The sequence below is a fragment of the Dendronalium phyllosphericum CENA369 genome, from assembly GCF_016056275.1.
Lineage (GTDB): Bacteria > Cyanobacteriota > Cyanobacteriia > Cyanobacteriales > Nostocaceae > Dendronalium > Dendronalium phyllosphericum.
In genome coordinates this window covers 1-26,785 of record NZ_JAECZA010000014.1, presented here as the reverse complement: position 1 = coordinate 26,785, position 26,785 = coordinate 1, and the positions used below count along the sequence as shown (strand labels likewise).

Annotated in this window: 18 protein-coding genes and 1 pseudogene; 17 read left to right on the top strand and 2 right to left on the bottom strand. The window is 42.3% G+C overall.

Going from position 1 to position 26,785, the window contains the following annotated elements:
* Nucleotides 1-18 precede the first annotated feature (18 nt).
* The 17 genes from scyA (at nt 19) to I8752_RS05745 (ending at nt 24,025) form a co-directional block, all read left to right on the top strand.
* Entirely contained in the window at nt 19-1,905 is a 1,887-nt protein-coding gene (scyA, locus tag I8752_RS05825; RefSeq protein ID WP_214431387.1) for a scytonemin biosynthesis protein ScyA, read from the top strand.
* A 114-nt stretch (nt 1,906-2,019) separates the two neighbouring features.
* A complete protein-coding gene (scyB, locus tag I8752_RS05820; RefSeq protein ID WP_214431386.1) occupies nt 2,020-3,081 on the top strand; it encodes a tryptophan dehydrogenase ScyB in 1,062 nt (353 codons plus the stop codon).
* A gap of 71 nt (nt 3,082-3,152) precedes the next feature.
* Nucleotides 3,153-4,121 carry a scytonemin biosynthesis cyclase/decarboxylase ScyC gene (gene scyC, locus I8752_RS05815; protein ID WP_214431385.1) on the top strand — a complete coding sequence of 323 codons (969 nt, stop codon included), beginning with the start codon at nt 3,153-3,155 and terminating at the stop codon, nt 4,119-4,121.
* Between the two features lie 98 nt (nt 4,122-4,219).
* On the top strand, nt 4,220-5,488 hold the full coding sequence (locus tag I8752_RS05810) for a ScyD/ScyE family protein (protein WP_214431384.1): 1,269 nt from the start codon (nt 4,220-4,222) through the stop codon (nt 5,486-5,488).
* 122 nt (nt 5,489-5,610) lie between these two features.
* Complete coding sequence (locus tag I8752_RS05805) at nt 5,611-6,954, top strand: ScyD/ScyE family protein (protein WP_214431383.1); 1,344 nt, start codon at nt 5,611-5,613, stop codon at nt 6,952-6,954.
* Between the two features lie 289 nt (nt 6,955-7,243).
* Nucleotides 7,244-8,416 (top strand): scytonemin biosynthesis PEP-CTERM protein ScyF, encoded by a 1,173-nt coding sequence (gene scyF / locus I8752_RS05800; RefSeq protein WP_214431382.1) that lies wholly within the window; start codon nt 7,244-7,246, stop codon nt 8,414-8,416.
* 286 nt (nt 8,417-8,702) lie between these two features.
* Nucleotides 8,703-9,980 carry a glycosyltransferase family 4 protein gene (locus I8752_RS05795; protein ID WP_214431381.1) on the top strand — a complete coding sequence of 426 codons (1,278 nt, stop codon included), beginning with the start codon at nt 8,703-8,705 and terminating at the stop codon, nt 9,978-9,980.
* 3 nt (nt 9,981-9,983) lie between these two features.
* The gene (gene tyrA / locus I8752_RS05790) at nt 9,984-11,069 is read left to right on the top strand and encodes a bifunctional chorismate mutase/prephenate dehydrogenase (protein WP_318780816.1); all 1,086 of its coding nucleotides are present in this window, start codon (nt 9,984-9,986) and stop codon (nt 11,067-11,069) included.
* 328 nt (nt 11,070-11,397) lie between these two features.
* A complete protein-coding gene (locus tag I8752_RS05785; RefSeq protein WP_214431380.1) occupies nt 11,398-12,624 on the top strand; it encodes a 3-dehydroquinate synthase in 1,227 nt (408 codons plus the stop codon).
* Between the two features lie 637 nt (nt 12,625-13,261).
* Nucleotides 13,262-15,451, top strand: a complete 2,190-nt coding sequence (locus I8752_RS05780; RefSeq protein ID WP_214431379.1) for an anthranilate synthase — start codon at nt 13,262-13,264, stop codon at nt 15,449-15,451.
* 181 nt (nt 15,452-15,632) lie between these two features.
* A complete protein-coding gene (gene trpC / locus I8752_RS05775; RefSeq protein WP_214431378.1) occupies nt 15,633-16,466 on the top strand; it encodes an indole-3-glycerol phosphate synthase TrpC in 834 nt (277 codons plus the stop codon).
* A gap of 248 nt (nt 16,467-16,714) precedes the next feature.
* The gene (trpA, locus tag I8752_RS05770; protein ID WP_214431377.1) at nt 16,715-17,542 is read left to right on the top strand and encodes a tryptophan synthase subunit alpha; all 828 of its coding nucleotides are present in this window, start codon (nt 16,715-16,717) and stop codon (nt 17,540-17,542) included.
* A gap of 184 nt (nt 17,543-17,726) precedes the next feature.
* Nucleotides 17,727-18,959 carry a tryptophan synthase subunit beta gene (gene trpB / locus I8752_RS05765; protein WP_214431376.1) on the top strand — a complete coding sequence of 411 codons (1,233 nt, stop codon included), beginning with the start codon at nt 17,727-17,729 and terminating at the stop codon, nt 18,957-18,959.
* Complete coding sequence (trpD, locus tag I8752_RS05760; protein ID WP_214431375.1) at nt 18,956-20,200, top strand: anthranilate phosphoribosyltransferase; 1,245 nt, start codon at nt 18,956-18,958, stop codon at nt 20,198-20,200. Before trpB ends, trpD begins: the two co-directional genes overlap by 4 nt.
* Before the next feature lie 88 nt (nt 20,201-20,288).
* Nucleotides 20,289-21,353, top strand: coding sequence for a 3-deoxy-7-phosphoheptulonate synthase (gene aroF, locus I8752_RS05755; RefSeq protein WP_214431374.1), 1,065 nt, complete (start codon nt 20,289-20,291; stop codon nt 21,351-21,353).
* 500 nt (nt 21,354-21,853) lie between these two features.
* Nucleotides 21,854-22,468, top strand: a complete 615-nt coding sequence (locus I8752_RS05750) for a hypothetical protein (RefSeq protein WP_214431373.1) — start codon at nt 21,854-21,856, stop codon at nt 22,466-22,468.
* A 444-nt stretch (nt 22,469-22,912) separates the two neighbouring features.
* The gene (locus I8752_RS05745; RefSeq protein WP_214431372.1) at nt 22,913-24,025 is read left to right on the top strand and encodes a hypothetical protein; all 1,113 of its coding nucleotides are present in this window, start codon (nt 22,913-22,915) and stop codon (nt 24,023-24,025) included.
* A gap of 56 nt (nt 24,026-24,081) precedes the next feature.
* On the opposite strand, the pseudogene I8752_RS38955 reads toward I8752_RS05745, so the two are convergent.
* Nucleotides 24,082-24,255, bottom strand: a pseudogene (locus tag I8752_RS38955) (IS982 family transposase); the annotation flags it as partial.
* Nucleotides 24,256-24,541: 286 nt separating this feature from the next.
* Complete coding sequence (locus I8752_RS05740) at nt 24,542-26,677, bottom strand: tetratricopeptide repeat protein (protein WP_214431407.1); 2,136 nt, start codon at nt 26,675-26,677, stop codon at nt 24,542-24,544.
* Nucleotides 26,678-26,785 lie beyond the last annotated feature (108 nt).

Sequence of the window (26,785 nt, the reverse complement as noted above, 5' to 3'; positions counted from 1 at the left end):
TGGTATTACGTGAAAGCAATGAGTCAAAACTATACTGGTTCAAATCCTTCGTTTCTTACTGAGCCGTACAAGGAATTACCACTCCACAACTATGTAGAACCTATATCCGACAATTCTCTTGAGCTTGACAAAGTAGAGAATAGCAAGGAAATTCGGTCTTCTTCAGTCGATGAGACAGCCTCAACCCTCTCGGTGGCAGATGCGATCGCTCAAATGCTGGCAAACTTGGGAGTAGAGTACGCCTTTGGTGTCGCTGGCGGTGCGATGGCTAGCGTTTGGGGTGCGCTGTCCAATAGCACAATTGAGGTGTTGAACTTCCGCCATGAAGCGGGAGCAGCCTTTGCAGCCTCGGAGGCATACTTTACTAGCGGTCGTCCTAGCGTAGTGTTTACCACAGCAGGCCCCGGTATCACCAACTCGCTCACCGGCTTATTTGCGGCCCGTGGTGAAGGTGCAAAGGTAATCTTGCTGTCGGCTTGCACCTCAGCACCGCAGCGCGGACGCTGGGCAATTCAAGAAACCAGCACCTACACATTACCCAGCGGCGGAATTTTTACTTCGGGAATGCTGTTTAACTATGCAGTTACCATCGAATCTGCTGCTCAACTTCCCCAGATTTTTCGCAAACTAGCTCTGGGTTTAGCACAACCAGGAGGATTTGTTGCTCATTTGAGCATTCCTACTGGCGTGCAGACAAGTTTAGTTGAGGATATATCTTTACCTCAACTAGATGTTGCTCCTTTTAGGCTAACTCCTGCCAAAGAAGCGATCGCCAAATCTGTAGAATTATTATCTGCTGGTTCCTTTGCCATCTGGGTTGGTTTTGGGGCGCGTGACGCAGCAGACGAGATTCGCCAACTTGCAGAGAAAACTGGGGCAGCAGTCATGTGTTCGCCCCGTGCTAAAGGCATCTTTCCCGAAGATCATCCCCAGTTCGTCGGTGTTACAGGTTTGGGCGGTCATGCTTCCGTATTGACATACATGGAACAACAACCTCCACTACGCACACTTGTACTTGGAACTCGTCTTGGCGAACCGACTTCTTTTTGGAGTCTAGCGATGGTTCCTAAAGGCGGCTTTATCCATGTAGACATTGACCCGGAAGTGCCAGGAGTGGCTTATCCATCTGCTGAAACTTTCCCGATTCAGTCTGACATTAAAGCTTACGTACAAGAATTATTGCAGCAGTTACCAGACGCTCCTCCTCGTTCCACACCATTGTTGTTACCTTGTCCAGAACGCAAAGAAATCGCACCAGATTTAGATATAGACTATCCAGTGCGACCAGAAGTATTGATGGCAGCAATTCAAAAAATCATTGTTGAAGGTAGCGATGCAGTAGTAATGGCAGAGTGTGGTAACTCCTTTACTTGGTCAACTCATCTACTGCAATTTTCACAAGCCAATCGTTACCGAGTCAGCACCGGAGTTGGAGCGATGGGTCACACCGTTACTGGAGTTTTAGGTGCAGCACTGGCGCGTAATGGCAAAGCTGTAGCCGTTGTCGGCGACGGGGCAATGCTGATGAATAATGAAATTAGTACAGCCGTCAAATACAAGATTCCTGCTATCTGGATTGTGCTGAACGATGCTCGTTATAACATGTGCCATCAAGGCATGAAAGTGTTGGGATTAACAGGTGCAGATGCGACAATTCCCCCAACAAATTTTGCCATGATTGCTCGTGCTATGGGGGCAGAAGCTCTGGGAGTTGTCAGAGAATCGGATATCGAAGCAGCATTAGAGCAAGCGATCGCTTCAACTGTTCCTTTTGTCATCGATGTAGTCATTGACCCCGACCGACCTGCACCCTCTGGCGCACGCAATAAAAGTTTGGCAGCCCAAGGCATCAAATCAAGTGCTCTGAAAAATCCAGCCAAACCAGTTTCATTCCCCGCAATTTGAATTTCTGAATGATTCTAATCTTATCAACCACATTGTATTTAGTTGATTCATCCTCTTCATCCCAACAGATAAATAAAGCTCTAACCACTCCAAAATCAAAATTGAGAGACAACAATGTTGCTATTTGAAACTGTTAGAGAAATGGGTCACGAACAAATTCTCTTCTGTCATGGAAAAAATCCAGATATTAGAGCAATAATTGCTATCCATGACACGACTTTAGGACCAGCAATGGGAGCGACAAGACTTTTTCCTTATCTTAATGAAGAAGCTGCTTTAAAAGATGCTCTGCGTCTTAGTCGTGGTATGACCTATAAAGCTGCTTGTGCTAACATTCCCGCTGGTGGCGGGAAAGCAGTAATTATTGCCAATCCAGAAAATAAAACAGATGAAATGTTGAGAGCTTATGGACGTTTTGTCAACAGCCTCAATGGTCGTTTTATCACAGGACAAGATGTAAATATTACTCCTCACGATGTACGCACAATTAGCCAAGAAACTAATTTTGTCGTGGGAGTATCAGAAAAGTCTGGCGGCCCTGCTCCCATAACAGCCTTAGGAGTATTTTTAGGAATTAAAGCTGCTGTAGAATTTCGTTGGCAAACCCAAAGACTAGAAGGGCTAAAAGTTGCGATTCAAGGTGTCGGAAATGTCGGTAAAAATCTCTGCCGTCACTTACACGAGCAGGGAATGAAACTCTATGTAAGCGATGTCAATCCTGTAAAAACAGAGGAATTAAAAAAGCTTTTTGATGTCACTGTTGTCAACCCAGATGAAATTATCTCACTTGATGTAGATATCTTTGCTCCTTGTGCTTTAGGAGGAATTCTTAACAGTCATACTATTCCTTTTCTGCAAGCTCCGATTATTGCAGGTGCAGCTAATAATCAATTAGGAAACGAACAACTACATAGTCAAATGCTTGCTAAAAAAGGAATTCTATATTGTCCTGATTATGTAATTAATGCTGGAGGACTAATCAATGTTTATAACGAAATGATTGGTTATGACGAAGAAAAAGCTTTCAAGCAAGTGCATAACATTTATTACACCCTGTTAGAGATTTTCCACATTGCTAAACAGCAAGGAATTACTACTAATGATGCTGCCAAACGATTAGCAGAAGACCGAATTCTCAATACTAAACACAGCAAAGCTAAAGAAATCGCAGCTTAGACGCGATTAATCGCGTCTGTACAAAAGTCTGAGATTAATTGCGTTTGTACTGTTGATTTAAGGAGTATTTAGTGGAAAAAAATACATTTGCAACATCAGCTTATATTGCTACTTCTTCGGATAGTGCTTTTGACTACCTTTGTAGTTTAAAAAACCTGGATGATTGGACTCTTTTCAGTCGGATGAAAGAGCAAATTGACGAAGATACTTGGCTGGGAAGTGCATCCGGCTATCACAAAAATCTCTATTATCACGTAAAAAAACTAGAGAACCAGCTTTTTTACGGTATTGAGTGGCATTGCGGTTTTGAGTATCAGAAATATTTTCAGGTTTACCCTGTCTTACTTTTTCCTCCCGACTATATTGAGCCAGGAAGTGATGAAAAAGGCGTATATTTTCACTGGTTAAGCTTTGTCGATCCGAAACGACAAACTCAAATGATTATGCAGGGAATTCATACCGTACATACTTCTGAGTGTCGTTCTCTCAAAGCTATTTTAGAACGCAAATCAGGACTGACCACAGCAGCGAAAGGACGCTATTTTATCGATACCGACACTATCTATGTTGATGCTCCCATTGAACTCGGAATTGAATACTTAAAAGACTTGCACAACATAGATGAGTGGGCGCATTTACTGCGACCAAGTGGCGAAATTACTGCTGATTCAGGTGAATTTCAGGATGAATACGACCAAAAGGTTAAAGTTTCCGTGCGGTTGCATAGTTTGAGTAAATATTACTTGCTCGAACAGGAGTATTTTTATCCAGACTACAAGTTTTATCAGCGTTCTGTAGCCTTGCTGATTCCAACTTCCTATGCTTTTGCCGACCCAGAAGCTTCTGGTTTCATCTTGCATCGGATTACCTTCTGGAAACCAAACGAACCTTTTACTCACGGCAAACTCCAGATAGAAGACTTTGGCGCTGAGAGTATGAACATCAAACGTTTGCTCGAAGGCAAAGCCGGCAATCTGCAATCTTTCGACCGGGGAATGAGTTATATACCCAAAACTCAAGAATTAGTTGCTAGTCGCTAGTTAGTGGTCAGTGGTCAGTGGTCAGTAGTCAGTGGTTAGTGGTCAATGGTTACTAAATAAAGAGCAACTAACAACTGACAACTAACAAAAAACAAAATATGAAACCAAAGCAACTTACTATTACTTTTCTTACTTTTTGTGTTACCGCTTTTTCTGGAATGAAAGCTGCGTCAGCTGCATCGTTTTCAGTAATTGCCGACGGTCTTAATAATGCCAGAGGTATAAGCTTTGGCCCTGACGGAAATCTCTATGTTACAGAGGCGGGAACGGGGGGAAATGGAGCTTGTGTTCCACCACCGAGCGGTCAAGGCGATTCTTTATGCTATGGCGCAAGTGGTGCTGTTACCAAAATCGAGAATGGTCAAATCAAACGCATACTTACTGGACTGCCTTCTTTAGCATTACCAGATGGCACTCAAGCCGCAGGCCCTCGCGATATCAAATTTGATAATGCGGGTAAGCCTTATGTTTTGATTGGGTATGCAGCTAATCCAGCAGATCGCGATCGCAATCTTGGTAAAACTGACCTCGGAAAAATCATCACTCCTGACTTTAATACCAATTCATGGACGAGTGTTGCCGATTTAGCTAGCTATGAACTCGCCAACAATCCCGATGGCGGCGATTTAGGTAGCAATCCCTTGGGTTTTACTATAGATGGCAATCGAATTGTGGTGGCCGATGCAGGTGCAAACGACTTACTCAAAGTCCAGACTGATGGTAGTAATTTGCAAGCACTTGCTGTATTTCCCGAAGATATATTAACTAATCCAGTCTTCCCACCTTCTGGCACTCCATCCCCCGAACCAGGTCAAGTGCCATCTCAAGACGAGCCGCCACCATCGCAATTTGCCACTCAATCAGTACCTTCGAGTGTGGTCAAAGGGCCTGATGGTGCTTATTACATCAGCCAATTTACTGGTTTTCCCTTTCCAGAAGGTGGAGCAAAAATCTATCGAGTTGGTGCTGATGGTAAGCCAACAGTCTATGCAGATGGCTTTACCCAACTCACAGATTTGAAATTTGATACTGCGGGTAATTTATATGCTTTGCAGTATGCAAATCAGTCAGCTTGGAAGGGTAATTTAGAGGGTTCTTTAGTCAAAATAGCGACCGATGGCACTCGTACAACCATCCTCAGCGGCAATGGATTAGAGTCACCTAGCGCTTTCACCATAGGTGCTGATGGTGCGATTTATATCACAAACCGAGGCGATCGCCCAGGTCAAGGACAAGTCATCAAAGTTGCAAATACAAAGTCTGTTCCCGAACCTAATTCTGCTTTCGGCATATTGATACTCAGCGCTTTAGCCGTTGTTTGGTTACAAAAAAGTAAAACTACCAAACCGCTTATAGATGGAATCTAGCGCTCAGGTAAAGAGTTTCAACCCAATGTCATTGCTTTTAATCAAGGACATTTAGAGCCTGAAATTCACCGTTTCTCAAACCACAAAAATTTTACAAATTACTAACCTCAATCTTAATAGGTATGAAACTCAAACCATTTGTTCTGACATTTTTTGCTGTTTGTGTTGCCGTTGTTATCAAACCCAAAGCAGCCGAAGCAGCTACATTTTCAGTAGTTGCCGATGGTTTGAATAACCCACGAAATTTAGCATTCGATCCTCAAGGCAATTTGTATGTAACAGAAAGCGGTAGCGGTGGAGATGGCAAAGATGGCAGATGTATTCCATCACCTAGCGCTCAATATATTCCTTTATGTGCTGGTAGTACTGGCAGCTTGCTCAAAATTACTCCAGACGGGAAAAAAGAAAAAATACTCTCGAATCTGACATCTTTAGCATTAACGCCCTCTGGAGAACAAGCAGCTGGCCCTGCGGACATCAAATTTGATAACAAAGGTAACGCCTATTTTCTAACAGGTTTAGCTGGCAATCCGGACAAACGCGATAGCGTCTTAAAAAGCCCCGATCTGGGAAGATTATACAAACTTGATTTAAATACCAAGTCATTAACAAGTCTCGCCGATTTTGGCGGTTATGAACTCAAAAATAATCCTGACGGTACAGACATAATTTCTAACCCTTATGCTTTAGCAATTAAAGGTAATACTGGTTATGTTGTTGATGGGGGTGGGAACGCGATATATTCTGTGGGACTTGATGGAAGCGGTATTAAGAATGTAGCTAAAATACCTGAGAAACTAATATCACCAGATAAGCTCGAATTTCCCAAACTTCCTGAAGGCACAACAGACCCCACCGGAGGCGCACCGTTACCCCCAGGTTATACAACTGGTGAAAATGGTCTGCCAATATCGAATCAATCAGTACCTACAGGAATTGCGATCGCTCCTGATGGCAGTTTAACAGTTAGCGAATACACCTATTTTCCCTATCCAGAAAATGAAGCACGTATCTTCAAAATTAGCGATGATTTGTCGTCAATACAAACCATCGCTGATGGTTTTACCCAGCTGACTGGCGTAACATATGACCCGCAAGGCAATTTATATGCTTTGCAACACATCAATAATTCAGAATGGAAAGAAATTCAACAAGGCGGCGTCATTACTGGTGATATTAGTGGTTCTGTGATCGAGATCGGACGTGATGGCACTCGCAAAACTATCTGGAGCGGCGATGGACTAGAAGCTGCTTCCGGCATCACTTACGGCCCTGATGGTAAATTATACATCTCCAATAGAGCTAGACTCGCAGGAGGAGCAGGACAAATCGTCGCAATTGACCCCAACGCTACAAGAGTCCCCGAACCTACTTCTGCAATAGGTCTTATAACTGCTGGTGCTTTAGGTGCAACTTCAATGCTCAAGCGCAAACGTAGCAAAGAATTAGCAAAAGCAGGTATTTAAAACCATTTTAAATTTTGGTTTGTAGTAAAGGTTTAAGTCGAATGGCACGCTTGTTATCGGCAAATCCACTATTCATAAGGATGAGCGGGTGTGGGGTGTTGGGTGTTGGGTGTAGTGAGTCAGAGATTTATTTGTGTCCGTACTCATATTTACTTTTCTTGATTTTTCCCTACACCCCACACCCTATCCCCAACACCCTGCCCAGACCAGGTTTCACCTTTTATTAGCGCCATTGGCTTAAGTCTTTACTACAAAACCGTTTAACTTACACAAGCAGGACTTTAAAGGTATGGGATTAGTCAAAAATCTGTCAATAACTATGGCTGGTGCTGGATTTATGGTGTTGGCAACAGCAGCCCAAGCCAAGGCTATAACATTAACCTACGACAGAAGTATTGGTAGCCCTGGTTTTGGCCCTGGGCAGCTTTTTGTTCCCCAAGGCATAGCGCTGGATGACCAAGGGAATACCTACATAGCTAACGGACGCGGTGTTAACCCGGATGGTACTCCTAATTACAACCTCGGTGACAAAATTGAAAAATTTAGTCCAAGCGGTGAGTATATTGGAGCAATTGGCTCTGGCGGCACAGGACCCGGACAGTTTGACGAGCCAACAACTGTAGACTTTAATCCCGTAACAGGGGATTTGTATGCAGGCGATGTTTACAACAACCGCATTAATCAATTCGATTCTCAGGGTAAGTTTATTAGATCCTTTGCAAATGGAGAATTTACCCCTCGTGTAAATGATAGGATTTTCTTTGGGCCATCTGGTGTGACTTTTGACAAAGCTGGCAACGTTTACGTAGGTGATTTTAACGGCGAAAGAATCCTCAAATTCACACCAGACGGAAAGCAAATTGGTGTCATTGGCGGCACTCTGGGCACTGCACTAGGAGAAACTCAAGGTGTAGCAGGTGTAAGAATTTCTCCAGTTAGTGGCAATATCTTTGTAGCCGATCAGTATAACAACCGCGTTCAAGTACTCGATCCAAATGGTAAACCACTGTTAGCATTTGGTTCAGCAGGTAGCGGGCCTGGACAGCTTCTTCAGCCAATTGGCATCGAAGTGGACGACCAAGAGAATGTTTATGTAGCTGATTCTATCAACAGCCGCGTTCAGGTATTCGATAAAAACGGTAAGTTCCTGACATCGTATGGCTCACCTGCCCTAGATGCATCTGGCAATCCTGTACCACCTCCAGGATTAACTGACCCTCCATTTGGCAATCCCCTCGACCTCACTCCAGGCAGATTTAACTGGACGGGTGGCACAGCCTTCAAAGATGGCAAGCTATATGTAGGCGATTTCTTCCAAGGTCGCGTCCAAGTGTTAAACGTAGAAGGCAGAGCTAGAGTACCTGAGCCTACCTCGATGATAGGTTTGGGATTATTCGGACTTGGAGCCGCTGCTGCCAAATTGCGGAAAAATAGACAGCAAAAGCCAGCCATTTTAAAGTAGAGACGCGACACCATTCGCTACAACGGGGGGAACTCCCGCAACGCGCTGGCTCATTAATCGCGTCTGTACAGGAGTCATGAGTCATTAAGAATTTCTCTAGTCTTTTATCTCCTAACAACTGGCAACTGACAACTGACAACTAACTCTTAACTTCGACTTTACTGTGACTTAAAACGTAAAACCTTCAATTTTGACTGAATACGCTTTAACAATGTCTGATGACCTACCGCTTTACCTTTACCTACAGCGCGCAAACTCTCAGGATGACTTGAGGAAGATATAGCTTATGCACATTCTGATTTATTCTTACAATTATCATCCAGAGCCGATTGGAATTGCGCCTTTAATGACTGAACTAGCAGAAGGACTGGTGAAGCGAGGTCATCAAGTGCGGGTGATTACAGGTATGCCTAACTATCCTCAGCGCCTGATATATAAGGAGTATCAGGGTAAATGGTACGTTACTGAAGAAAAAAATGGCGTTACTATTAGGCGTAGCTACCTGCGAATTAAGTCTAACCCTAACCTCTTAGACAGACTACTATTAGAGTTGAGCTTTGTCCTCACGAGTTTGCCACAAGCATTTAAAGGCAAGCGACCTGATGTGATTCTGTTAACAGTGCCGCCTTTACTAGTTTCTTTACCTGCAACCTTACTTGGTTGGCTGTTTAACTGTCCAGTAGTGTTGAATGTGCAAGATATCCTTCCTGAAGCTGCTGTGCGTGTTGGGCTGATTAAAAATAAGTTAATAATCCGAGTTTTTGAAGCTATAGAAAAATTTGCATATCGAACTGCTAATACTATCAGCGTGATTGCCGATGGTTTTGTGGAGAATTTAGTAAATAAAGGCGTACCAGCTCATAAAATTGCCTGCATTCCAAATTGGGTAAATCTTAATTTTATTCGTCCTTTACCCCATAAGAATAATGCTTGGAGAAGCGACCATCAACTAGATGGCAAATTTATCGTGATGTACTCCGGTAACATTGCGTTAACGCAAGGATTGGAAACAGTAATAGAAGCGGCTGCTCGTTTGCGTCATATCAAAGACCTTGCTTTTGTCATTGCTGGCGAGTCTAAAGCTTTGAAAAACTTACAAAAATATTGCCTCGATCGCGGGGCGGATAATGTTTTATTGCTGCCATTACAGCCACGAGAACAACTACCACAAATGCTGGCAGCCGCCAATGTGGGATTAATTGTGCAAAAACGCAATGTGATTTCTTTCAATATGCCTTCCAAAATACCATTGTTGCTGGCTAGTGGGCATCCGATTGTGGGTTCAGTTCCCGCTACTGGCACTGCTGCGAAAGCGATTCGGCAAAGTGGCGGCGGCATAGTTGTTGAGCCAGAGTCAGCAGAAGCTTTGGCAACTGCGATACTGAAACTATATAAAAATCCAGCTTTGGCAGCGCAGTTAGGCAAGCAAGGAAGAAAGTTTGCAGTCGAGAACTATTCTTTTGAGCAAGCACTGGAGCGCTACGAACAACTATTTTTTGATGCGATCGCTAAGAAAGCAGCAACTTTGGATATGCTGCCGGAATTGACTTCTACTGTTGAGTGATAGATGAAGCCTATGATTTCAGATAAACTCAGACAAACTGACCAGAGCTTAATCGCTTTGTTGAGCGATCGCTTATCATTACTCGCAGCATCAGAACTCCCTTCTTTAGAAGCACAAATCGCTGATGTGGCTCCCCTACTTGCTGAAGCTGGTATTCCTGAGTCTGTCTGGGCTGGTGTGGTGCACAGCTGTCATGCCACACTGATTCCTGAGTCTGTAACAAATTATGTTAGACCCCGACAAATCACTATAATCGGTGGGCGCGGTCGGATGGGAAGATTCTTCAAAGAGCAATTTTCTGCTATCGGTCATAATGTTCGCGTTCTCGAACAAGAGGATTGGGAGTATGCAGACCAAATGTTGAATCAAGCAGATTTAGTCTTAGTATCGGTTCCAATTAAATATACAGTTGATGTTATTAAGCGGACAGCCAAATATCTGTCCCAAACTACAGCTTTATGCGACATCACAAGTATTAAGACTCAGCCGACTCAAGCCATGCTTGAATACCATCCAGGCCCCGTTATGGGCTTACATCCCATGTTTGGGCCAAGTATCAAATCATTCTTGGGACAAAAAGTGGTGGTATGTCCGGGACGGAATGAAAACTCATTTCAATGGTTATTAGACTTTATTAAAAGTCAAGGTGGAGAAGTAATTTCCTGCACGCCAGAAGAACACGACCAAATGATGGTGCTTGTGCAAGCAACGCAGCATTTCTTACGATTTAGTCTTGGTGTTTTCTTGGCACAAACAGGAACTGATATAAACCGTAGTTTATCAATGTCAACTCCTAACTATCGCCAAGAAATTGATATTGTGAAACGTTTGTTTTCTCAAAATCCTAACTTATGTGTTGACATTATGCTTGCCACAGAAGAAAGAAGTCAGGCAATTAATTCTTTAGTCAATACTTACAGTCGCTTGGCAAGACTGGTGGCAATGAAAGACCGAGCCGCATTAATCCAAGAATTTGAAAATACTCAAGAATTTCTGGAAATAGAAAATCATTGTTTACAGACTTTATATACAATCCCTAAAAAGGATAACCAAAAGAATTTTCAACCACAAATATACTTCAATCAATAACTGAACTTTGGTTGAAAATCAGCAACACTGGAATCAGGCGAGATATAAGATTCCTATTTGATTTTTGAAAAAATCAGTACATTTCTACCTCACTTTCTTATTCCCTTTTGTCTCCCTATCGGGCTTCGCGCACCACGTAAATAAGTAGGTGGACATAATTAAATGTAAAATGCCAACCTGTGAAATCCGCTCAGGATTTGGCTTTTCCCTTCTGCCCTACGGGTTCAGCAGTTCGCAATCGACGCAAAGCGCCAAGACTGCGACTGCTTCACCATCTGCCTCCTGCCTTCTGCCTTCTACTTAATTTCAGAAATCAAACCGGATTCCTATGGTATTAAACATCAAGCAGAAAAGTATATTTAATCTGCAATCGATTCATCAAAGTGTCTCAGTTCGCTTCAACTACGAGATTTTCTTTACTACTAATCTGTTCGACTTGAAAAATCCTACCTTAGCGCAAGTTATTACAGCTGATGGGGAGAAAAAGCCCAAGAAAGTAGTAGCTATAATCGATGCAGGATTATTACAATACTGGCCCGATCTACCCCAGCAATTAGCAGCGTATACCAAGTTTTATGCAGAAATACTAGCGCTTGCTGTTGAGCCGATGATAGTTCCAGGTGGAGAAGCTGCCAAAAACGATCGCACCTTACCACAGCAAATTCACAAATTAATTGAAGCAGCCGGATTGTGTCGCCACTCCTATTTATTAGCAATTGGCGGTGGTGCTGTATTAGATTTGGTAGGATATGCAGCTGCAACCGCTCACCGAGGAATTCGCCTCATCCGCATTCCGACAACAGTGTTAGCACAAAATGATTCCGGGATAGGAGTAAAAAACGGTATTAATGCCTTTGGTAAAAAGAACTTTCTCGGTACATTCGCCCCGCCTTATGCCGTTATCAATGACTTGAATTTCTTAACAACCTTAAGCGATCGCGATTGGCGTTCTGGAATTGCGGAAGCTGTGAAGGTGGCATTAATTAAGGATGCTCGCTTCTTTGATTTTATCCATAGCTCTAGCGCTGCACTTGTCAGTCGAGACATAGAAGCAATGCAACAGCTAATTTATCGTTGCGCCCAGTTACACTTAGAACATATTGCCAACAGTGGCGATCCTTTTGAAATGGGTTCGTCTCGTCCCTTGGATTTTGGTCATTGGGCAGCTCATAGACTGGAACATTTGACAAACTATAATTTACGTCATGGCGAAGCAGTAGCGATCGGCATCGCTTTGGACAGTACTTATTCTTTCCTACTAGGACTGCTTGATTGGTTAGAATGGCAACGGATATTAAATACACTATTGGCGTTGGGTTTCACGTTGTACGTGCCAGAACTAGCCGAACAATACTTACAACTCGAACATCCTCGCTGTCTATTCCGAGGTTTGATCGAGTTCCGCGAACACTTGGGCGGAGAATTAACTTTAACTCTACTGGAAAATATTGGACAAGGAATCGAGGTTCACGAAGTGGATCTGTCTCTATACAGACAAGCAATATCTTTATTGCACGATGTAGAAAATAGGCTGACGTTATTAATAGAAAGCTAAATTTATGAGTACTGCGTAAGGACGCGATCGTTTGCGTCCTTACAAAGGATTGCTGAAAAAAAACTAGTCACCTTTTCATTAAATTCATCAATTATGCTAATTATTTTTATTTGTTACCTCTGATAGAGAGTTTTTCACGATAGAATCAATCTTAATTTATAACCAGAGAAAGAAGTTAAATAATCCAATATATGTAGATTAGATTATTTAACATATTAGTAAAGACGAATAATTTACTAGTCTTGTCGAAAGATAATTCATGTAATAACCTTTTCAAATTGAGTAAGCTTATATTAAGAAGCAGCAAAATGTTCTACTCACATTAACTTTGCTCAAAGTCCGATAGATATTACCTAAGGTAGCAATATAGTAAATTATCTAGATAACATGTTTTTAAATAAAAAATAAAACGTGAATTTAGATTAAAAGGTAAGACTAAAAAGATACCAATTCATAATTAATTACATAAAGCGCTCGAACCTATTTAATATGTATGGCTTTTCCGGCTAGGTTTATCTTGAAAAAATGTAATTCAATAAATTGAAAAACTTTGTCATATTTTCCTTTGTTTTAAGTTAATTATAAATAATACATGGCTCGTGAAAAATAAACAGTAACTATTCTAGAGAAATTACCCATGATTGTTGATTCTTCCTATAAAACTCTTGGTGGTGTGCATATCTCTCGCTCCATCACAGAAATAAAGATGGATACTGCTCTTGAAGAGATTTTATTCTACCTCAATTCTCAACGTGGAGGCCTACTAACCAGCAGTTACGAGTATCCAGGAAGATATAAAAGATGGGCCATTGGATTTGTGAATCCACCGCTAGAATTAACAACACGAGGTAACGCTTTCACTCTCACAGCCCTCAACGATCGCGGTCAGATACTTTTACCGTTACTATTAGAGCGTCTATGTCAATCTGGACAACTTCAAGAAGTCAAACAAAATAACAATTATATCGCCGGATTTGTAAAACCCGTACAGCAATTTTTTGCCGAAGAAGAACGCAGTAAACAACCTTCCACATTTACAGTTATCCGCGAAATTCTCCATACTTTCTCTAGTCAAGAAGACGAGCATCTAGGGTTATATGGGGCATTTGGTTATGATTTAGTTTTCCAATTTGAGTCAATTACCCAACGCCTAGAACGTGCCCCAGATCAAAGAGACTTGGTGCTTTATTTGCCTGATGAACTAATAGTTATAGATTACTATCAGCAAAAAGCATTTTGTCTGCAATATGAATTTGCAACAACGCACGGCAGTACAAATAATCTGCCTCGCACAGGTGAATCTATTGATTATCGAGGTCAGCGTTTAATACCGACTCAAACTGCCGATCATAAAATAGGCGAATATGCCAAGCAAGTTGAGGTTGCACTTGATTATTTTCGTCGAGGCGATTTATTTGAAGTCGTTCCCAGTCAAAACTTTTTTGAAACTTGTGAAGAGAAACCCAGCAAACTGTTTGAAACTTTAAAGCACATTAATCCTAGTCCTTATGGATTTATTTTTAATCTAGGTGGAGAATATCTCATTGGGGCATCTCCTGAGATGTTTGTACGAGTTGAAGGTAGGCGTGTAGAAACTTGTCCGATTAGTGGGACTATTACGCGAGGACAAGATGCTCTTGATGATGCCATTCAAATACGCTCCTTACTCAACTCACACAAAGACGAAGCTGAGTTAACGATGTGTACCGACGTAGATCGCAATGATAAGTCTCGGATTTGCGAACCTGGTTCGGTACGAGTGATTGGTCGTCGTCAAATCGAATTGTACAGCCATCTCATTCATACAGTGGATCATGTCGAGGGTACACTGCGATCGCAATTTGATGCCTTAGATGCCTTTCTCTCCCATACTTGGGCTGTGACGGTGACTGGCGCGCCCAAACGAGCAGCAATTCAGTTTCTCGAACAACACGAACGCAGCGCTCGACGTTGGTATGGTGGAGCAGTCGGCTATTTAAACTTCAATGGCAACTTAAATACTGGATTAATCCTGCGAACAATTCGTTTAAAAGACTCCATTGCGGAAGTGCGAGTTGGTGCGACTGTCCTTTATGACTCCATACCCCAAGCAGAAGAACAAGAAACAATTACTAAAGGAGCCGCTGCATTTGAAACAATTCGTCGCGCTCAAACGAGCGATAAAACCGACAATTGTAGTTCTGTAAGCCAATGCATTCCAGATGTAGAACAAAGTAAACGTATCTTACTAATAGACTACGAAGACTCATTCGTTCATACATTAGCTAATTACATTCGCTCCTGTGGTGCAGAAGTGATTACACTACGTCACGGCTTTTCAGAATCGTTATTCGATATACAACGCCCCGACTTGGTTGTTTTATCTCCTGGCCCTGGTAGACCAACTGATTTTCGAGTTCCAGAAACAGTCAATGCTTGTATTCGTCGCCAAATTCCTATTTTTGGAGTTTGTTTAGGGCTGCAAGGCATAGTTGAAGCATTTGGCGGAAAACTGGGAGTACTCAACTATCCCCAACATGGAAAATCTTCGCGGATTTTCGTCACCGATTCAGATTCTGTTTTGTTCAAAAACCTACCAGAATCCTTTGCAGTAGGTAGATATCATTCATTGTTTGCCCTACCGCAAAGTTTACCAAACGAACTGAAGATAACAGCGATTTCCGATGACGACGTAATCATGGGCATTGAACATCAAACACTTCCCATCGCTGCCGTTCAATTTCATCCAGAATCAATCATGACCTTAACAGGAGAAATCGGTCTAGCAATAATTAAAAATTTAGTGCGTGCATATACGATTTCTAAAGAGTCAGTTGTCAGTGGTTAGTTGTCAGTTGTCAGTTGTCAGTTGTCAGTGGTTAGTTGTCAGTGGTTAGTTGTCAGTTGTCAGTTGTCAGTTGTTAGTGGTCAGTTGTCAGTTGTCAGTTGTTAGTGGTCAGTGTTATTCTCCCCTGCCCCTCTGCCCCTCTGCTCTCTTGTCCCCGCGTCCCCTCATCTCCCAGCAGCTTATGCCTAACCCAGCTTCCCCTCCCCGCTACATTCTCGACGAAATTGTGTTGCATAAAAAGCAAGAAATCGCACAAATGCAAAAAGAATTGCCTTTAACTTTTTTGCAGAATCAGTTAACTACTGCTCCAACTGTGCGAAATTTCCTGACGGCTTTGCAGGAAAACCCTAGCCAACCTAGCTTGATTGCCGAAGTTAAAAAAGCATCACCAAGCCGCGGGATTATTCGGGAAGACTTCGATGCAGTGGCGATCGCTACTGCTTACGAACGAGGTGGCGCAGCTTGTTTATCAGTCCTGACTGACCAAAAGTTCTTTCAAGGCAGTTTTGCGAATCTGCGGACTGTGCGATCGCATGTAGAATTGCCTTTATTATGCAAAGAGTTCATCATCGATCCCTATCAAATTTATGTAGCACGGACAGCCGGAGCAGATGCTGTGTTGTTGATTGCTGCTATCCTTTCAGATGAAGAACTCCAAGCCTTTTTGCACGTGATTCACGACTTGGGGATGAATGCGCTAGTGGAAGTTCATACTTTAATTGAACTGGATCGAGTGCTAAAGCTAGAAAATCTACGTCTAGTAGGAATTAACAACCGCAATTTAGAGAATTTTACACTCGATTTAGGAACAACAAAGCAACTTTTAGCACAGCGCCAGCAACAATTACAAAGCTTAGGTATCACCGTTGTCAGTGAATCTGGACTATATACATCTGCTGATTTATCTCTTGTAGCTGAGGCTGGCGTGCGTGCGGTGTTAGTAGGAGAGTCTTTAGTTAAACAAAGCGATGTAGAGCAAGCTGTGCGTAGTTTGCTAAGACACGATCTCCTATGAAAATGTCAATATAGCTGGGGACTGGGGACTGGTGACTGGGTGAAAAGTTTTTTTGTGTCTAGGTTCGATCGTCTGTTGATGTCCTAACACTACTAGCGACGGCTATAAAAAATAAATTTCTTGCAGAAGTTGGGCTAAGGGGAAAGATTTAAGACTAAAGTGAATAATTTTCTTCTTTACCTTTCCTCTGAACCCTTTCCTTAAATTTAAGGCAATGATTATTAGCAATTTCTAGGTGAATTATTAGGATGGCTTCTATATCTGATAAATTTCAATCTTTACGCCAGCGCCAACAATGTGCCTTGATTCCCTTTATCACGGCTGGCGAGCCTAACTTAGAAACTACCGCCGAGGCTTTACGTATCTTAGATCGCAATGGTGCTGACTTGATTGAGTTGGGCGTTCCTTACTCCGATCCTCTAGCAGATGGGCCTGTGATTCAAGCGGCTGCAACTCGCGCTTTGCAAAAAGGAACAACATTAGAGCAAGTGCTAGAGATGTTGCAAATTGTGAGTCCCAGCTTGAAAGCGCCGATAATTTTATTTACTTACTACAATCCCATTTTGTATCGGGGTATCAAGCCGTTTTTAGCAGAAGTTGCTGCTGCTGGGGTGCGCGGATTGGTAGTACCGGATTTACCCTTAGAAGAAGCAGAAGAATTAATACATACTGCTGTTACTTTTGAAATAGAGGTAATTTTGCTCGTAGCCCCTACCAGTTCTCAAAATAGGATTGAAGCGATCGCCCGTCAATCTCAGGGATTTATCTATCTGGTGAGTGTAACAGGTGTCACAGGAATGCGCTCTCAAATCCAAGAGCGGGTGAAGCATTTACTAACAGATTTGCGAAGCGTTACCGATAAACCTATTGGTGTTGGCTTTGGCATCTCAGCACCAGAACAGGCACATCAAGTAAGAGAATGGGGTGCAGATGCAGTGATTGTAGGTAGTGCCTTCGTCAAAAGGTTAGCTGAAGGTAGCCCAACCGAAGGACTGCAAGCTGTAGAACAACTTTGTCGAGAACTGAAAGCAGCAATCGCCCCAGCCTCTTTACAACAAGTGAGTGCTGCTAAGTAAAAAATCTTTCTTCTCTCTGTGTCTCTGTGGTTCGATTCAAGAGTAACGAACCGCAAAGGGCGAGGCAGTGCGTTGCGGAGGTTCCCTCCGTTGTAGCAACTGCCGTGCAAAGGACGCGAAGAAGGAAATGCAAAGAAAATCTCGGTTTTGAAGAAGATATTGCGAACGTGAGAGGTTTTAGACTGTGGTAAGTATTTCAGACATCAAAAATCCGATTGAGACTATACAACCTGACTCTTTAGGTCGGTTTGGTAAGTTCGGCGGGAAGTACGTCCCTGAAACTTTAATGCCTGCATTAAGTGAGTTAGAAACAGCATTTCATCAATATCGCAATGAGGTGAGTTTCCAAGAGGAATTACAAAATCTTCTCCGAGATTATGTAGGACGACCTAGCCCGTTATATTTTGCCGAACGCCTGACAGCACACTACGCTAGACCAGATGGCACAGGAGCGCAAATTTACTTAAAACGAGAAGATTTAAACCATACTGGCGCGCATAAAATTAACAATGCTTTGGCTCAAGTGTTGCTAGCCAAACGTATGGGTAAACAGCGGATTATTGCGGAAACTGGTGCGGGTCAGCATGGTGTGGCGACTGCTACCGTGTGCGCGCGGTTTGGGTTGGAATGTGTGATTTATATGGGCGTTCATGATATGGAACGACAAGCCCTGAACGTGTTTCGGATGAAGTTGATGGGGGCTGAAGTTCGTCCGGTGGAAGCTGGTACTGGCACTCTTAAGGATGCGACTTCCGAGGCAATTCGAGATTGGGTGACAAACGTCGAAACGACTCATTACATCTTGGGTTCTGTGGCTGGCCCTCATCCCTACCCGATGCTAGTGCGTGACTTCCACACGGTAATTGGCCAAGAAACTCGCGTTCAGTGTCAAGAGAAATGGAGCGGGCTACCAGATATTCTCTTAGCTTGTGTGGGTGGAGGTTCCAATGCGATCGGATTGTTCCATGAATTTGTAGATGAACCGTCTATACGCCTAGTTGGAATAGAAGCAGCAGGTGAAGGCGTAGATACAGAAAAACATGCAGCGACTTTGACGCAAGGAAAAGTAGGAGTTTTGCACGGTGCGATGAGTTATCTATTACAAGATGATGATGGTCAAGTAGTTGAAGCGCATTCGATTAGTGCAGGGCTAGATTATCCGGGTGTCGGGCCGGAACATAGTTATTTAAAGGATCTCGGTCGCGCCGAGTATTACAGCGTAACCGATAAACAGGCACTAGAGGCATTTCAAAGACTTTCGCAACTAGAAGGAATCATTCCAGCTTTAGAAACAGCTCATGCGATCGCCTATTTAGAAACCCTTTGTTCGCAATTAGATGGCAATCCCCGCATTGTCATCAATTGTTCTGGTAGAGGCGATAAGGATGTGCAAACCGTAGCCAAAATCCTCAAATGATAACCATCACACCAGCTTCAGATCGCAACCTTGCCGTCGCTTTGGATTCCTACGACTGGTCTGTTCTATTAAAACAGTTGCTCGACCGGCGATCGCTCACAGCTTCTCAAGCTGCGGATTTAATGCAAGGTTGGCTCACAGATGCCATACCCCCTGTACTATCAGGAGCGATTTTAGCAGCCATTCAAGCCAAAGGCGTATCCGCAGAAGAACTGGTTGGTATGGCCACCGTCTTGCAATCCCAATCAATAGGACATGGAGACACAGAGACACGGGGACACGGGGACGCGGAGACACGGGGACATAGAGATACAGAAAATTATTTCCCCGCGTCACCCTTCGGGTTCGGAAGTTCGGACTCGACGGGAACCGCCAAGACTCCGACTTCCTCACCGCGTCTCCCCCTCTCCCCGTCCTCTTTCCCCGCGTCTCTCATCGACACCTGCGGCACTGGCGGAGATGGGGCTTCCACTTTTAACATTTCCACTGCTGTTGCCTTTGTTGCCGCAGCCGCAGGGGTAAAAGTTGCCAAACATGGCAATCGTTCCGCATCTAGTAAAGCTGGTTCCGCTGATGTTTTAGAAGCTTTGGGTATAAATCTCAATGCCAGTCCCCAGAAAGTGCAAGCCGCAGTTAGTGAAGTTGGCATCACCTTTTTATTTGCCCCAGGCTGGCATCCAGCATTAAAGGCGATCGCTACTTTGCGAAAAACTTTGAAAGTGCGTACTGTTTTTAATCTGTTGGGGCCTTTAGTAAATCCGATGCGACCGACAGGGCAGATTATTGGTGTGAACGACCCGCTTTTACTAGAGGTAATCGCTGAAGCTTTATCAAAATTGGGATGTCGGCAAGCGATCGCACTCCACGGACGGGAACGTTTAGATGAAGCTGGTTTAGCAGATGTCACAGATTTGGCTGTACTCCAAGCCAAAAAAGTACGTTCTTTAACACTCAATCCCCAGGAACTTGGTTTGAGTCCTGCACCGACTGCGGCTTTGCAAGGTGGGGATGTTCAAGAGAATGCGGAAATTTTGAAAGCTGTTCTACAAGGTAAAGGCACTCAAGCGCAACAAGATGTAGTCGCTTTAAACACAGCGCTAGCACTGCAAGTTGGCGAAGCGATCGCTGGCGAAACAGATATTTTAGAAGGTTGTGTTAAAGGTATTGTCCTTGCTCAAGAAGTTCTGCAAAGCGGCGCTGCTTGGACAAAACTAGAACAACTTGCTGAATTTTTGCGCTGAGTTTAGAAAGACGCGATTCATAGCGTCTGTACAAGAGTGCTGAGTAAAAATACTAGTCCCCAATTAACTATACGAAGGGAAAAAGAAGATGATTATAGTACTTAAGAGCGGTACACCTACTGACGAAATTACTCAGATTAGCGAAGGTTTGAGAAATACTTGGGGAGTCACAGTAGAAAAAAGTATCGGCGAACATAAAGTTATCTTGGGCATGATTGGCGATACTTCTACTATCGATCGGATGCTAATCCAGGAGTTGAGTCCTTGGATTGAGCAAGTATTGCGAGTTGAGAAACCTTTTAAGCGGGTTAGTCGAGAATTCCGATATGGAGAAGCTAGTGAAGTTGTTGTACCCACACCTAACGGTGATGTTTATTTTGGAGAGCATCATCCTATAGTGGTAACAGCTGGGCCTTGTTCGGTTGAAAATGAAGCGATGATTGTGGAAACGGCAAAGCGGGTGAAGGTAGCAGGAGCAAAGTTTCTGCGTGGGGGAGCCTACAAACCTCGTACTTCACCTTATGCGTTTCAAGGGTATGGTGAGAGTGCTTTAGATTTGTTAGCAGCTGCTCGTGAAGCTACAGGTTTGGGTATCATCACAGAACTTATGGATGCTGCCGATTTACCAGCAGTGGCAAGAGTCGCTGACGTAATTCAGATAGGAGCGCGGAATATGCAAAATTTTGCGTTGCTGAAAAAAGTAGGCGCGCAAGATAAACCAGTGCTGTTGAAGCGGGGAATGTCAGCCACCATTGACGAGTGGTTGATGGCAGCAGAATATCTCCTAGCAGCAGGTAATCCAAATGTAATTCTTTGCGAGCGGGGAATTAGAACCTTTGACTCGAAGTATGCCCGCAATACTTTAGATTTGTCTGTGATTCCAGTATTGCGATCGCTCACACATCTCCCGATCATGATTGACCCCAGCCATGGTACTGGTAAATCTGAGTATGTTGCACCTATGGCTTTAGCTGCGATCGCAGCTGGTACAGATGCTTTAATGATTGAGGTTCACCCCAATCCAGCCAAAGCTTTATCTGATGGTCCTCAATCCCTAACTTTTGATAAATTTGACCGTTTGGTTCAAGAAATGTCAGTTCTCGGTAAAGTAGTTAATCGCTGGTCTATACCTGAATTGGTAACTTCTGTTTAGTTATACTCACTTGCATTCAAAAGTGAAAATTTTAAGCTAAGTATTTTGTTGCCTATTCTTATCATTTATCTTAAGTTTCATGTTTGAATGCAATTTTATATTAATAACCAATTGACGCATTTGTATTAGAGCTATCTCATGCGCCAAACAATGATACACCCTGAAAATTAGAGATTTAAGATTAAAATAAATCTCTAATTTTTTTAGTAAAATTATTAAAAACTACTGTATCTAAACTATTGACAAAACAATCTAAAAATTTTTCATTTTCCTATTAATAAATCTTGTTTATACTGTATGTAACAGATGAAATAAAAATGGAATTGTACTTATCAAGTATTTAAGTATTCTTTTCATTAAATCAGGAAGTTCAAGATGCTAATGACTATATCTAATAGTAGAAAAACAAATAAAAAAGCCATAAATGTGACTGTATTGCGTCTGTTTTAGATTCAAAGACTAACGAAATTTCATCCAAAAAACTAGGAGAATTACTTCTGATGACAGATACAAATAACAGTGGTAGCGGCAATACTCCTTCTACTGAAGAACTTGTCAATCTGCTTAAACAATCGCCTTTTGGCTCCTTGTTCGATATTCCAAATGTTAAACCGGAACAAATACTTGAAGGTTTTACTAATGCCTTTAAGGACGGAAGTGTAAGTAATCCATTCCCAAGTGGTTCAGGTAGTCCAGGTGGCTCAGGAAGTAGCGTAAACCCTTTCGGCGACCAGTTCTGGGATATCTTTGCTGGTGGTAAAAACCCAACCGATGGTGAAAATTTCTGGGATATCTTTGCTGGTGGTAAAGACCCAACAAAAGATCCCTTGACTGGCGGCAGTATTCCCGGTGGCACTGGTACTCCAGGTAAGGATGACCCTTTCGGTGAGAAGTTTTGGGATATCTTCGCCGGTGGTAAAGATCCAACTAACAGTGAAGATTTCTGGAAGGACTTTGCTGCTGAAAAAGATCCAACTCAAGGTTTCATTACTGGCGGTAGTATTCCCGGTGGTGGAAGTATCCCATCATTCGGAGGTAGCGAGATTCCATCATTCGGAGGTGGGGGTATTCCCTCATTTGGTGGTGGCGGTATTCCCTCATTCGGTGGTGGATAGTAACATGTTTGCTTAGTAACGGCAGTCATTAAAATTACGGCAATCCGCAGATAAACACAGATGGAATATTTGTATTTGTCTGCGGTTTCGTTTGTAGAAAGAATATCCGATAGGGCGGGTAGGCTGTTGGATTTGATTCAATTGAAAACCGCTATAAAAGCAAAAAAATTGACATAATAATCAAAGGATTAGTCATTGTAATGGTGATATGAGTTTTGTAGTATCTATAGCGAAAGTTCGTTTGATAACAGTTTCGTTGCTTTATCAGAGTTACTGTCTTGAATACTTGAAGTTAGTAATTATAAAGCTCTAGACGCTACTAGCTAAAAATTAAGTTTTGCTATAAAATACTACAAAATAAAGTTATAAATTCTGATTTAAATATCTCTTTTTAATGCTTATTTTTATCCAAAATTTTGAACCAAAAAGAGGAGATTAGTACTAATGAAAGCGTCTGCTATCAACTCCTTTAAAAGTGGGGAAAACACCTTTGGTACTGATAATTTTTTGGCTGGCAATATTAATGGTAATTCCATTGTAGGTAACGCTAATAGTGCTATTCCAGGCGGTGGTATTAATCCGTTTAGAGGCGATGGGGGCAGTAAACTTCAGCAATTAATCTTCGATCGCTTAAAGTTAGTTCTGGGTGACGACTTTCCAAATGATGCTAAAAATCCCTTTGCTGGCGGTAAAAACCCATTTACAAATGGTGGAACACCTCAATCACCTTTCGATCCGCTGAACATAATCCGTGGTGGCACACCCTATAGCGGTAATAACCCTGCTGGTGGTCTGCCCTTCAACAAGGATAATGCACCCATTGGTAATGCCAACAAAGACTCTGGTAGTAATAACGCAACTCTTGGTAATTTAAATTCAAACTTTGGGAACGACAGCGCCACTATTGGCAATGGTAATTGGAACTTTAATAATAGCAACGCAACCATTGGCAATGGTAACTGGCAGTTCGGCGGCGATAACGCAACTATTGGCAATGGTAACTGGTATTGGGATGACGGCAGTAACAACTTAAACCTAGGAAATGGTAATTGGCACTTTGGTAGTGATAACGCAACAATTGGAAACGGTAATTGGGATTTTGGTAGTAACAATACAATTATTGGTAATGGTAACTGGGTATTCACTAGCGGTAACACAATTGTTGGTAATGGCAATTGGCTAGAAGATAAAAGCAACACAACCATTAATGTTGGTAACAATACCAGTCAAGAACTCAGGGCTGATGTTGATACCGTAATTAACTCCCTGATGGGCGGAATAGGTAAAGATTTTATTGAGTTAACAGGAAATTTGGACGCATCAGACATCCAGACGTTTAACCGACTCATCCTTTCTAAAGGTAATAGTGTTAACGCCAGCGATGCATTTGGTGATATCAAGCAGCTTTTAGCATCAGTTACTGAAACTCCAGGCAATGGAATTCCTTACCCACCAGTGCACAATCCTCAGTCTGTTCCAGAACCTACTTTCTCAGTGCCGCTAGTAGTCATGGGACTTGTATGTTTGCTGTGGTCGAAGTTCAAAAAGGTAGGGTAAGGAGTCATACCAATTCGTAATTCACGTCTAATGTGAATTAAAGAGAATGAGACTGACTGGAAGGTGAGAACATCAATACCAAAACGACGGCGAAGCAATTTGCGTAGTGTGTGAGAGGCAATTTTGGCAGCAATGTGAACACAAAAACCATCGACAGTCTTGTTGAGTAAGCGTTCGGGATTACGACCAGTGTTTTGGATTTCGTGAAAAACACCTTCAATGCGCTGACGAACACGACTAATAAAGCGCTATCGCTCATACTTGCTTTGACTCCTGGTTTTAATGCAGTTGTCTTTTTTAGTTGCTTTTGACACCAATCATCTACCACTACAAATATTGTCGTTAATAGCGTTCCAAAGTTTATGCTAGTCATGGAGGAAGTTTGATTTGAGAAGCTGGTAACTTTCATCTTCTTACTTCTCCCGCCTTTTTTCCTAATTCACATTAGGCGTAAATCTCTTTTCTTTACATTCTTGGCGTTCTTGGCGGTTCGTCTACTCATTCTATTACATCCTTTCAACGCCCAGGGTTCACTTGCGTTGGATTAATGGAATTAGGACTTGGTAAAATGGGAACAATTACAGGCTTTGAATTTTCACTCTGTATTTGAAGTTGGGCTTCGTTACGGGCATTTATTGCTTGTTGATAATCTGGCTTATATTTAATTGCTCTATTATAAGATGCGATCGCATCCTGATATCGTTTCAAATTTAATAAAGCATTGCCTCTGCTGTACCAAGTTTCGTAAGAGTCTGGTTTATAACGAACTGCTTTATTATACGATGCGATCGCAGCTTCGTATTTCTGTAAATTAAATTGGGAATTTCCCATGTTATACCAAACTTGATAATCTTTTGGTTCTATCGCTGACGCTTTAGTATAAGATTGCACCGCTTCTTCATAGCGTTGAGTTTGATGCAGCGCCCAGCCGCGATTATACCAAGCCTGATAATTGTTTGAATCGTATTTAATTACTTGGTTAAATGATTCAATTGCTTCCGGGTAGCGTCGTAAGGTAATCAGAACATTGCCTCTGGACAACCAACCTAGATAATAATTTGGCTGATACTGTACAGCCTTATCATAAGCTGTAAAAGCATCTTCGTAGCGGTTTAAATTTACTAAGGCATTACCTCGATTATACCACGCTTGCTCGTAATCTGGTTTGATTTCAATCGCTTTATCGTATGCCGCGATCGCATTTTCGTACTGTTTTAAATTCTGCAACGCTAAACCTTTTTGATACCAAGTCTCGTAAAAATCTGGTTTAAGTTCTACCGCTTTATCGTAAGATTTAATGGCGTTATCATATTGCTTCAAACTACTATAAACTTCTCCTTTCGCGTTCCAGACTTCTGGATAGTCATTATGTAATTGTAAGGCTTTATCAAAAGAGGCGATCGCTTCTGAATATCGCTGTAAATTTTGCAAAGTAAAACCCCTACCACTCCAAGCATCTACATAGTCCGGCTGAATTTGGATTGCTTTATCGTAAGCCGATAATGCTTCTTTATATCGTTTTAATGCAAATAGTGTTTTTCCTTGACCGTTCCATCCTTGGGCGTAATTTGGCCTAATATCAACAGCTTGTTGATAAACTGCTAGCGCATCTGGATAGCGTTGGAGTTCAAAAAGTGTATTGCCTTGTTTAGATAATTCTGTTGCATTCTTTGCATTGATACTATTAATCACAAATATTGATGCTATCCCACTGGCTCCAATTAAAAATATTGCCAATAATAACTTGATTAATAGTCCCTTTTTGTGTTTACTGCCTTGATGATTTTTTGCTGGCAAAACAGGAGGCAAAGCGATAGTAGCAGATGCAGGCTGCATTAAATCTTTGAGTGCTTGCAAGGCAGCGGTTGCTGAAGAATAGCGTTGCCGAAAATCATAACACACCATTTTATCTAAAAATCGGGCAAATTCTGGCGATACTGTAGTATGATTTTGCCAAATAATCTCATTAGTATCGGCATCTTTTTCTAATTCTTCGGGAGGTAATCCAGTTAATGCTTGAATAGCAATTATACCCAAAGCATAAATATCACTGCTATATTTCGGCGTACCTTGAGCTTGTTCTCCTGGGATATATCCTGGAGTGCCTATAGCAACAGTAGATTTGGTTTGACCTTCAGGAGTAATGACTTGGGTAGTAATTTGTTTGACTGCCCCAAAATCAATTAAAAATAACTTATCATCTTGCTGCCGTCTGAGTATATTTCGCGGATTAATATCGCGGTGAATTACTTTCTGTTGATGGACAAATTCTAAAATTTCTAAGATTTCTTGTAATAGCAAAACCACTTGAATTTGACTAAAGGTTTTTCCTGGTGCTAATTCTTTACTTAAATCGTGACCTTCGATGAATTCTTGTACGAGATAAAATTCAGCTTTTTCTTCAAAGTAAGCTAAAAGTTGCGGGATGCGATCGTGAGTACCTAATTTGTACAGCACTTGCGCTTCTGTATCAAATAACCGTCTAGCTGTTTCTAAAGTTACCGGGTCGCTTGCTTGAGGCTTGAGTTTCTTGACAACACATTCAGGTACTCCTGGTAAATGAGTATCAGAAGCGACAAAAGTTTCACCAAATCCCCCACCTCCCAAGTGGCTAATAATTTGGTATCTTCCAACAAGTGTGTTTCCTAACATCTCGTTTACCCAATTGAGTGCATTACGATCTGTTTCCAATCTTGCCACAGGTTTAGGGGGAGATGGGGGATAAGAGAGCAGGGGGAGCAGGATAACAACTGACTTTTG

Excerpts from the sequence above, each read along its gene's own strand:
- I8752_RS05740 (WP_214431407.1), bottom strand. The coding sequence starts at position 26,677 with ATGTTAGGAAACACACTTGTTGGAAGATACCAAATTATTAGCCACTTG.
- I8752_RS05750 (WP_214431373.1), top strand. The coding sequence starts at position 21,854 with ATGACAGATACAAATAACAGTGGTAGCGGCAATACTCCTTCTACTGAA.
- I8752_RS05795 (WP_214431381.1), top strand. The coding sequence starts at position 8,703 with ATGCACATTCTGATTTATTCTTACAATTATCATCCAGAGCCGATTGGA.
- I8752_RS05780 (WP_214431379.1), top strand. The coding sequence starts at position 13,262 with ATGATTGTTGATTCTTCCTATAAAACTCTTGGTGGTGTGCATATCTCT.
- trpD (WP_214431375.1), top strand. The coding sequence starts at position 18,956 with ATGATAACCATCACACCAGCTTCAGATCGCAACCTTGCCGTCGCTTTG.
- trpA (WP_214431377.1), top strand. The coding sequence starts at position 16,715 with ATGGCTTCTATATCTGATAAATTTCAATCTTTACGCCAGCGCCAACAA.
- I8752_RS05785 (WP_214431380.1), top strand. The coding sequence starts at position 11,398 with ATGGTATTAAACATCAAGCAGAAAAGTATATTTAATCTGCAATCGATT.
- I8752_RS05805 (WP_214431383.1), top strand. The coding sequence starts at position 5,611 with ATGAAACTCAAACCATTTGTTCTGACATTTTTTGCTGTTTGTGTTGCC.
- tyrA (WP_318780816.1), top strand. The coding sequence starts at position 9,984 with ATGAAGCCTATGATTTCAGATAAACTCAGACAAACTGACCAGAGCTTA.
- scyA (WP_214431387.1), top strand. The coding sequence starts at position 19 with ATGAGTCAAAACTATACTGGTTCAAATCCTTCGTTTCTTACTGAGCCG.
- trpC (WP_214431378.1), top strand. The coding sequence starts at position 15,633 with ATGCCTAACCCAGCTTCCCCTCCCCGCTACATTCTCGACGAAATTGTG.
- I8752_RS05745 (WP_214431372.1), top strand. The coding sequence starts at position 22,913 with ATGAAAGCGTCTGCTATCAACTCCTTTAAAAGTGGGGAAAACACCTTT.
- scyB (WP_214431386.1), top strand. The coding sequence starts at position 2,020 with ATGTTGCTATTTGAAACTGTTAGAGAAATGGGTCACGAACAAATTCTC.
- I8752_RS05810 (WP_214431384.1), top strand. The coding sequence starts at position 4,220 with ATGAAACCAAAGCAACTTACTATTACTTTTCTTACTTTTTGTGTTACC.
- scyF (WP_214431382.1), top strand. The coding sequence starts at position 7,244 with ATGGGATTAGTCAAAAATCTGTCAATAACTATGGCTGGTGCTGGATTT.
- aroF (WP_214431374.1), top strand. The coding sequence starts at position 20,289 with ATGATTATAGTACTTAAGAGCGGTACACCTACTGACGAAATTACTCAG.